The sequence below is a fragment of the Ideonella azotifigens genome (assembly GCF_006519715.1).
Taxonomy (GTDB): domain Bacteria; phylum Pseudomonadota; class Gammaproteobacteria; order Burkholderiales; family Burkholderiaceae_C; genus Ideonella; species Ideonella azotifigens.
Genome location: NZ_VIDT01000930.1, coordinates 1 through 1,737, shown reverse-complemented (window position 1 = coordinate 1,737; position 1,737 = coordinate 1). Strand labels below are relative to the sequence as shown.

Below are 1,737 nucleotides of genomic sequence, written 5' to 3'. Positions count from 1 at the left end.
GAGGCCGCCTGACCCCAACGCTGAACCATGGCTGAGCGCCTGCCCGCTTCGGTGCGCCGCCATGCGCTGATGCTGATCGGCGTCGGCTTGATCGCCGTGCTGGCCGCGGTGGCCTGGGTGCAGTCGCGCCAGTTCGTGCTGTTCAGCGCCAGCATGCAGCGCAACGAGGACAACCGCGTCTGGCACCTGGTCGAGCTGGAAACCGAAACCCTGCTGCTGCGCGACGCACTGGAGGCCGCGGCCGCCCACCCGGACGCCGCCAGCCAGGTCTCCCTGCGCCAGCGGCACGAGCGCTTTGCCAACCAGGTGCAGCTGCTGCTCAAGCCGGGCCGCGACGGCAACGAGCCCAACGACGGTGCGCTGCCCGAGCTGCTGGGCGCCAAGCCCCAGGCCTTGCAGCGCCTGCTGAACTCGCTGGTGCGCCAGGTGGACCTGGTGCTGCAGCGCAGCGGCCCGGCCGAGCCAGCGCTGCTGCACAGCCTGGCCGACGAGATGGCGCTGCTGCAAACCCCTGTGCATGCACTGGCCGACGAGGCCAATGCCCGCAGCCATGCCCAGACGCTGTGGCGCAACAGCAGCATCCGCAGCCAGATCCACCTCGGCGTGGGCCTGACGGCGCTGCTCAGCCTGATGACGCTGGCCTTCGCCGCGGTGCTGCTGCGCCAGTGGCACGCCAGCCAGCAGCGCGGCGCCGAGCTGGAGCACCTGGCCGACAGGCTGAAAAGCGCCCGCGAGGCGGCCGACAGCGCCAACCAGGCCAAGAGCGTGTTCCTGGCCAACATGAGCCACGAGCTGCGCACGCCATTCAACGGCCTGCTGGGCATGCTCAGCCTGCTCGAAGACACCCGGCTGGACGTGGAGCAGACCCACTTCGTGCACACCGCGCGCGACTCGGCCGAGCACCTGCTGGCCATCCTGAACGACATCCTGGACCTCTCGCGCCTGGAGTCCGGCCGCATGACGCTGGACCTGCGGCCGCTGCGCCTGGGCGCGCTGCTGCGCGAGGTCGAATCCACCATGGGCCCGGCCGCACACGCCAAGGGCCTGGCGCTGGAATGCCTGGTCGACCCGCAGCTGCCGGAATGGCTGCTGGGCGACGGCACGCGCATCCGCCAGGTGCTGTTCAACCTGCTGTCGAACGCGGTCAAGTTCACCGAGCACGGTCGCATCCGGCTGATCGCCCAGCCCGCCGGCGCGCTGGACGCGCAGCAGCGCTTGCCCGTGCAACTGCAGGTGATCGACACCGGGGTGGGCATTGCGCCGGTCGTGCAGGGCCGGCTGTTCCAGCGCTTCAGCCAAGGCGACGACCGCATCTCGCGCCAGTACGGCGGCGCCGGCCTGGGGTTGGAGATCACCCGCAACCTGGCGCGGCTGATGGACGGCGAAATCCGCATGCGCAGCCAGCTCGGCCAGGGCAGCGAATTCAGCGTGGTGCTGCCGCTGCGGCCTTGCAAGCCGCCACAGGCCGAAGGCATTGCAAGCGGCGCGCCGCCGGCCCGCGCGCTGGATGTGCTGGTCGCCGAGGACCATGCGACCAACCGCATGGTGGTCGGCACGCTGCTGTCGCGCCTGGGCCACCAGGTGCGTTTTGCGCGCAATGGCGAAGAAGCGCTGCGCGAGGCCGAGCGCCATTGCCCGGACCTGATCCTGATGGACCTGCACATGCCCGGCATGGACGGCCTGGAAGCCACCCGCCAGCTGCGCCGCCGCGCGCCGCCGCTGGGCCGGGTGCGGGTC

The 1,737-nt window shown here is 71.0% G+C and carries 1 protein-coding gene; it reads left to right on the top strand.

The window, feature by feature from the left end; all coding sequences use genetic code 11:
• Positions 1–27: 27 nt before the first annotated feature.
• A partial coding sequence (locus tag FKP22_RS29330; protein ID WP_141291707.1) for an ATP-binding protein occupies positions 28–1,737 on the top strand: 1,710 nt, incomplete at its 3' end.